This is a genomic window from bacterium, assembly GCA_022616075.1.
Taxonomy (GTDB): domain Bacteria; phylum Acidobacteriota; class HRBIN11; order JAKEFK01; family JAKEFK01; genus JAKEFK01.
Map to the genome: position 1 here is coordinate 1 of JAKEFK010000069.1, position 6441 is coordinate 6441.

Here is a 6441-nt window from a genome sequence, read left to right on the forward strand (position 1 = left end):
AGAAGGCGCGGCCATGCTGGTGTTGGAACAATGGAGTGAAGCTGTAGAAAGAGGGGCCCGAATCTACGCGGAAGTGGTTGGATATGGAACTTCGTTTGACGTTCACGGAATCAGTGAACCCCATCCGGAAGGAGAAGGAGCGATGGTTGCTATACAACGCGCGTTGTTGGATGCGGGTGTTGCGCCCGCGGAAATCACATACATTAATGCGCACGGAACCTCCACGCCGAAAAATGACGTTGTAGAAACGAAAGCGATCCATCGCGTGTTCGCGAAGCGAGCCGAATCGATACCTGTTAGCTCAACAAAGTCGATGATCGGGCATTTGATCTCCGCTGCCGGCGCAATGGAAATCGCAGCTGCAATACTTTGCGCGCAAAGAAACTTCATCCATCCCACCATCAATCTTGAAACCCCTGATCCAGCCTGCGACCTGGATTACGTTCGGGAAGGAGCAAGAAGAGCAGATGTGACGTATTTCTTGAAGAATTCTTTTGCGTTTGGCGGCCAAAACGCGTCCTTGGTTCTCCGAAATGTAATAGAATGAAGACACATCACGGTCTCAATGTAACCTCATGCTAACCGGCAAGACGATCATCGTTACGGGCGCATCCAGAGGAATTGGAAAAGCAATTGCGGCAGCATGCGTGCGGGAAGGCGGCACGGCAGGAATCAATTACTTACAAAATGAAGAAAGCGCCCATGCATTTTGTGACGAACTGAATCGGGTCCGTCCTGATTCGGCTTTTCTCTTGCCTTTTGACGTAAGAAGCTCTGACTCCATCGCTCACGCGTGCGATGGATTACTGGAACATGGCTTAGCGATTGAAGGCTGGGTCAACAATGCCGGAATCAACTTACAAGGGCTACTCCTTTCACAAACGGATTTGATGATCGATCAGCAAATTCAAACGAATCTTGTTGGAGCCATCTACTGTTGCCGCTACATCATTCCACACATGATGGAACGGAAATGCGGCTCGATTGTCAATGTCGGATCGGTGACGAATTCCCGCGTTGGATCCGGTCAATCGGTGTATGCTGCAACAAAGGGAGCCCTGGCAGCCCTTACCAGAGCGCTGGCACTGGAGTATGGGCGTAAGGGAGTGAGAGTGAACTGTGTCGACCCTGGACCGGTCGATACGGAAATGTTTCGCCAGACGCAGGAATTCGCGGGCGAGGAGATCAGACGGCAGATTCCGTTGCGGCGTTTCGGCACAGCAGCCGAGATTGCCGAACTTGTCGTGTTCTTGCTTTCCGATCGCGCTTCCTTTTTGACCGGCGGATTGTTTACAGCAGATGGTGGTTTCTCGTTATGACGTTGCGTGAGACAATGATCTCCCGCCGCTCGGTGCGGTCCTTTCAGTCCGAACATCCAGGACGCGAACGAATCCGGGAGCTTATCGACATGGCGATCACTGCTCCCTCCGCAAGCAATAAACAGCCCTGGCGATTCTTTGTTACGGACGATAGGAACACGATCGAAAAAATGGCACAGGCGGTCTCGCGATCGATCGATCAGATCGTGGCGCATATCGAACCGCAATACATGGATGCCTTTCGCGCTTATGGAGATTACTTTGTGCGTTTTCAGGGCGCTCCCGTTGTCATTGCGGCCGCCTTTCGTGAAATTGCTGTCCTGTCCAATCTCATCAGGAACGATCTGCCAAAGGATTCATTCGAAACTATTAGAAGGATGGAATACTACTCGGGTTTGACGTCCACTTCTCTGGCGATACAGAATCTGATGCTGTACGCCCATTCCTGCGGCCTGGGTACTTCCTGCATGACCGGGCCGCTGGTCGCGGCAGAACAGCTGAAAGAAATTCTTACGATTCCGGCTTCCTGGGATCTTGCTGCGCTGATCGCAGTAGGCTATTCCGCAGAAGAACCGGTTGTCACAACACGTAAACAAGCAAAAGCCGTCCTTCGCTGGGTAAATAATCCTGGATCGTAATCGTGATCATGATCGTAATCTTTAATCATAATTAAATGGATAGACAAGAGATTTTTACAGCCGTACAGGATTGCATTGCTGAAAGTCTTGCAATCAGCAAACAGGAGATCCGGCCCGAATCCCGGTTAATTGACGATCTGGGAGCGGATTCCCTGGATTTTCTGGACATGATCTTCAGTCTGGAAAAACGATTCAGCACACGTTTGCGGGATCCCAAACTGGATCTACTGGTGCGAGCCGATTTTTCACAAGCACAAACCACGCAAAATGGGCATCTCTCAGCGGAGTCGATCGAGAAGCTAAGCGAATGGCTGCCCGAGCTAAAGGACGCGACGGAAGTCATGATGCGCGATGTATATTCCTACATCACCGTCAATACGCTTGTGCGCCTTGTCGAAGAAAAGCTCATCAACGCAGAGACGAAGGGGCGCAGGGAATAAAATTCTTTTCTCTCTGCGATTCTGCGTCCCTGCGTTAAAAGATTATGAGAGGATGGAGTGGGCGATGACGAGCCGCTGGATTTCTGAGGTGCCTTCGTAGATTTCGGTGATTTTTGCATCGCGCATCGCGCGCTCCACCGGAAATTCAGTACTGTAACCGTAACCGCCGTGGATTTGCACGGCTTTAATCGTGTGTTTCATGGCCGTTTCGGATGCAAACAGCTTTGCCATTGATGCTTCTTTACTGAAACGCTTTCCTGAGTCCTTCGCGAGAGCCGCTCTGTACGCAAGAAGTCGTGCCGCTTCGATTTCCGTTGCCATATCTGAAAGCATGAATTGAATCGCCTGAAAGGATGCCACAGGATTCCCAAAAGCGGTCCGTTGCTTCGCATAATTGAGTGCCGCTTCGTAAGCGCCCTGTGCAATACCCACTGCCTGCGCGGCAATCCCGATCCTGCCACCATCCAGCGTGGACAGCGCAATCTTAAAACCATCCCCTTCCTGACCCAGCCTGTTAGCCGCCGGCACCCGGCAGTTTTCCAGATGCAAAGCGGCCGATACTGCCGCGCGAATACCCAGCTTCTCTTCATGCTTTCCAACTGAAAAACCAGGAGTCTCTTTGCGGATCATCAACGCGGTAATGCCATGATGCTTGTCCGTTCGTTCGGTCAGGCAAAAAACAAGGGCCCAATCTGCATTCGGCGCGTTCGTGATCCACACCTTTTGGCCGTTGACGATATAGTCATCGCCATCCCGCACGGCCGTAGTCCGCAAGTTGGACGCATCGCTTCCTGCTTGTGGTTCTGTTAATGCGAAGCAGCCAAGTTTTTCACCTGATGCCAGAGGTTTTAGAATCCGCTCCTTTTGTTCCTCATTGCCAAACTTTAGTAGCGGATCGCACACAAGACTGTTATTCACAGAGAGAATCACGCCGGTTGCTGCGCAACATCTCGAAATTTCTTCGATCGCGATGACTGTTGCGAGACTCCCGAGCCCGGCGCCGCCATATTCGTCCGGGATGCTGATACCGGTTAAACCAAGCTCCGCCGCTTTGCGAATTGTTTCGGACGGGAACCGTCCCGTGCGATCAATCTCAGCAGCCAGCGGCCTCACTTCATTTTCAGCAAAATCCCGCACAAGCTGCTGAAGCATCTGCTCTTCTTCGTTGAAATCAAAATCCATGTTTAGAATTTAACGCAAAGACGCCAAGACGCAAAGAGAATATTTGTCTTAGCGACTTTGTGTCTTTGCGTTAAAAAAGTGGTCGCAATTTGGTGAGAGTGATGGAGAAGTCCTCGGGGATTACGCGGGTTTCAGCCAGAGTAGACATAAAACTGGTGTCACCATTCCAGCGAGGGACGAGATGCAAATGATAATGCTCCTCTATGCCGGCGCCGGCGCACTTTCCCAGGTTCATTCCCATATTGAAACCGTCCGGTCTGTACACCGCACGAAGCGCTTGAATACCGCGTTGAAACAAACCCATCATCTCTTCCAGAATTTCAGGTTCTACTTCCACCGGATTCGAAAGATGCTTGTAAGGCGCAATCATCATGTGTCCGTTATTGTAGGGATAACGGTTCAGGAGTACGAAATTATGTTTAGCCTGATGAATGATCAGTGAATCCGGATGATCCGTATTTTCAATCGCAAGACAGAATACACAGCCGCCTTTTTGAGTGGCACCAGTCACGTAGTCAAATCTCCAGGGAGATAGAATAGAATTCATTTGTACCGCCGGCCTCCGGCCGGCTCCGGACGCGGGCGGGACGCCCGCGGTACATTGTTTAAACGTTTGCTTTATTAATGAGCTTTTTCAGATCCTTTCCCGGTTTAAAATAAGGAACTTTCTTTGCAGGAACCTGAACAGCTTCGCTGGTCCTGGGATTGCGGCCGATCCGGCTGTTGCGGCGGCGCAGCTTGAAAGAACCGAACCCCCGCAACTCAATTTTTTCGCCATCTTTGAGCGCATCTACGATACGATCCAGAAAAACGTTCACAATATTTTCCGCGTCTTTCTTGGATAATTCGGCGATTCTAGAAACTTCCGAGATCAAGTCCGCTTTGGTCATCAACTTCGTAGTTTCCACGGCGCCCCTCTTTCGTTAATTATCCTTATCAAGCGGTTTGATAAGTTCTCCACCCGCAAGATCCAATAATGTAACTTTATCGCTGGATTTGTAACTTTCGATCATCTTTCGTTCCTCTTCCATCTGCACTTCTTTGATGCTCAAACCGATTTTCTTTTCGCCTTGATCCATCTTGATGATCTTAGCTTTTACAATATCTCCCAACTGAAAATGCTCTTGAGGATTTTCGACCCTTTCCATACCCATTTCCGAAACATGAACAAGTCCTTCGATGCCGTCTTCCAACTCCACGAATGCTCCGTAGTTCGTCAAATTGACGATGCGCCCTTCCACATTGTCACCGACTTTGTATTTGCGGAAAAACTCGGACCAGATGTCGGGCTGCATTTGTTTCAATCCGAGCGATAAACGCTGCTTTATCGGATCAATTTCCAGCACTTTTGCGGAAATTCGATCTCCTTTGCGTACATACTCACTCGGATTCTTTGCGCGTTTGCTCCAGCTCAGATCGCTGATGTGAATCAATCCATGAACTCCATCTTCGACTTCCACAAACACGCCGAAATCCGTAATGTTTTTCACGCGTCCTGTGATTGCGCTTCCCGCCGGATATTTTTCCTTTAAGACTTCCCATGGATTCTGCTCCGTTTGCTTCAATCCAAGTGAAATTCGTTTGTTGGATGCATCGATGCTCAGTACAACAGCTTCCACCAAATTTCCAATGGAAAGTATTTTGGAAGGATGTTTGATCTTCTCATTCCAGGACATTTCCGAAATGTGAATGAGACCTTCGACACCTTTTTCCAGCTCCACAAAAGCGCCATAATCGGCAAGATTAATCACTTTTCCTTTAACTCGGGCTCCTACCGGATATTTTTCAATCACTGCATGCCAGGGATCCGGTTGCAGTTGTTTGTAGCCGAGCGATACTTTGTTGTTTTCCGGGTCGTAGTTAAGAACAACCACATCGATTTGATCGCCCACATTGAATATTTCGGAAGGATGATTGACACGCCCCCAGGACATATCCGTGATGTGAATCAGGCCATCAATGCCTCCCAGGTCTACAAACGCACCGTACTCAGTGATGTTTTTGACCGTGCCTTTCACAGGCCTGTGGCTTTCCAGCGATTCATGAACGTCTTTGCGAACCGTATCCAGTTCCTCTTCCACGACAGCTTTGCGCGAAAGAACGATGTTTCCTTTCTTTTGATCCAGCTTCAAAATGCGGACCCGAATCTGCTGGTTTACGAAATGATCAAGATTGCGAATCGGCTTGATGTCTACCTGCGAGCCGGGTAAAAATGCACGAACTCCGATATCTACGGAGAGGCCACCTTTGACCTTTTCAACAACGCGACCCGTGAGGACACGATCGTCGCGATACGCGCTTTCGACAAGATCCCATACACGAATGCGTTCCGCTTTCTCGCGCGAAAGCAACAAATATCCATCGACTTCTTCATTCTGTTCCATCAAAACAGAGATTTCATCACCGGGCTTTACGGTAACTTTGCCATCCGTTCCCAGGACTTCACGGATTGGCACAATTCCTTCCGATTTGTGCCCTACGTCGACGAAAACTTCTCCCTCTGTGATTTTTAGAACGCGGCCTTTAATGATCTGGCCTTCTACGAGATTTTGATATTTGCTTTCATACTCCTGAAGGAGTTTTTCATATTGATTGTTTGATAAATCTTCTAGGTTTGTTTTGGCCGATTCACTCCTTCTTTCACCTCCTTTGACGGAGTGTCCTGGCGTGTTGGGTGTTTCTAACATTTAGGATGGTACCTCCTTAAAAAACAACTAAATTCTCAGCATGATTCTCAGATACAAAGGGGCTGAAAAGCATACTTTGAACTCAGTAAGACTGGTGGCGGATTTCCCCATTCTTCTTGATCCTCCAGGGTGGTTCCGCCCGAAGTGCTGCCCGAAAAAGCAGCTTTTTGAGGAA

Annotated in this window: 8 protein-coding genes; 4 read left to right on the plus strand and 4 right to left on the minus strand. The window is 49.2% G+C overall.

Features of this window, described 5'->3' with window-relative positions; genetic code table 11:
* The 4 genes from L0156_06040 to L0156_06055 form a co-directional block, all read left to right on the plus strand.
* Positions 1 to 547: beta-ketoacyl-[acyl-carrier-protein] synthase II (locus L0156_06040; protein ID MCI0602555.1), on the plus strand; the 547-nt coding region annotated here is incomplete at its 5' end.
* Between the two features lie 28 nt (positions 548 to 575).
* Positions 576 to 1319, plus strand: coding sequence for an SDR family oxidoreductase (locus L0156_06045; GenBank protein ID MCI0602556.1), 744 nt, complete (start codon positions 576 to 578; stop codon positions 1317 to 1319).
* Positions 1316 to 1957 (plus strand): nitroreductase family protein, encoded by a 642-nt coding sequence (locus L0156_06050; GenBank protein MCI0602557.1) that lies wholly within the window; start codon positions 1316 to 1318, stop codon positions 1955 to 1957. The genes L0156_06045 and L0156_06050 overlap by 4 nt, the downstream gene beginning before the upstream one ends.
* A 35-nt stretch (positions 1958 to 1992) precedes the next feature.
* Entirely contained in the window at positions 1993 to 2397 is a 405-nt protein-coding gene (locus L0156_06055; protein MCI0602558.1) for a phosphopantetheine-binding protein, read from the plus strand.
* A 42-nt stretch (positions 2398 to 2439) separates the two neighbouring features.
* On the opposite strand, the gene L0156_06060 is transcribed toward L0156_06055, so the two are convergent.
* The 4 genes from L0156_06060 to L0156_06075 all read right to left on the minus strand — a co-directional run bounded on the left by L0156_06060 (position 2440) and on the right by L0156_06075 (position 6266).
* Positions 2440 to 3579 carry an acyl-CoA dehydrogenase gene (locus L0156_06060; GenBank protein ID MCI0602559.1) on the minus strand — a complete coding sequence of 380 codons (1140 nt, stop codon included), beginning with the start codon at positions 3577 to 3579 and terminating at the stop codon, positions 2440 to 2442.
* 70 nt (positions 3580 to 3649) lie between these two features.
* Entirely contained in the window at positions 3650 to 4126 is a 477-nt protein-coding gene (locus L0156_06065; protein ID MCI0602560.1) for an HIT domain-containing protein, read from the minus strand.
* Between the two features lie 58 nt (positions 4127 to 4184).
* Positions 4185 to 4469 (minus strand): integration host factor subunit beta, encoded by a 285-nt coding sequence (locus L0156_06070; protein ID MCI0602561.1) that lies wholly within the window; start codon positions 4467 to 4469, stop codon positions 4185 to 4187.
* Between the two features lie 33 nt (positions 4470 to 4502).
* Positions 4503 to 6266: a 30S ribosomal protein S1 gene (locus tag L0156_06075; protein MCI0602562.1), complete on the minus strand. Its 1764-nt coding sequence runs from the start codon at positions 6264 to 6266 to the stop codon at positions 4503 to 4505.
* Positions 6267 to 6441: the final 175 nt, after the last annotated feature.

Coding starts and splice junctions, on each gene's coding strand:
- L0156_06045 (MCI0602556.1), top strand. CDS start 576: ATGCTAACCGGCAAGACGATCATCGTTACGGGCGCATCCAGAGGAATT.
- L0156_06050 (MCI0602557.1), top strand. CDS start 1,316: ATGACGTTGCGTGAGACAATGATCTCCCGCCGCTCGGTGCGGTCCTTT.
- L0156_06055 (MCI0602558.1), top strand. CDS start 1,993: ATGGATAGACAAGAGATTTTTACAGCCGTACAGGATTGCATTGCTGAA.
- L0156_06060 (MCI0602559.1), bottom strand. CDS start 3,579: ATGGATTTTGATTTCAACGAAGAAGAGCAGATGCTTCAGCAGCTTGTG.
- L0156_06065 (MCI0602560.1), bottom strand. CDS start 4,126: ATGAATTCTATTCTATCTCCCTGGAGATTTGACTACGTGACTGGTGCC.
- L0156_06070 (MCI0602561.1), bottom strand. CDS start 4,469: ATGACCAAAGCGGACTTGATCTCGGAAGTTTCTAGAATCGCCGAATTA.
- L0156_06075 (MCI0602562.1), bottom strand. CDS start 6,266: ATGTTAGAAACACCCAACACGCCAGGACACTCCGTCAAAGGAGGTGAA.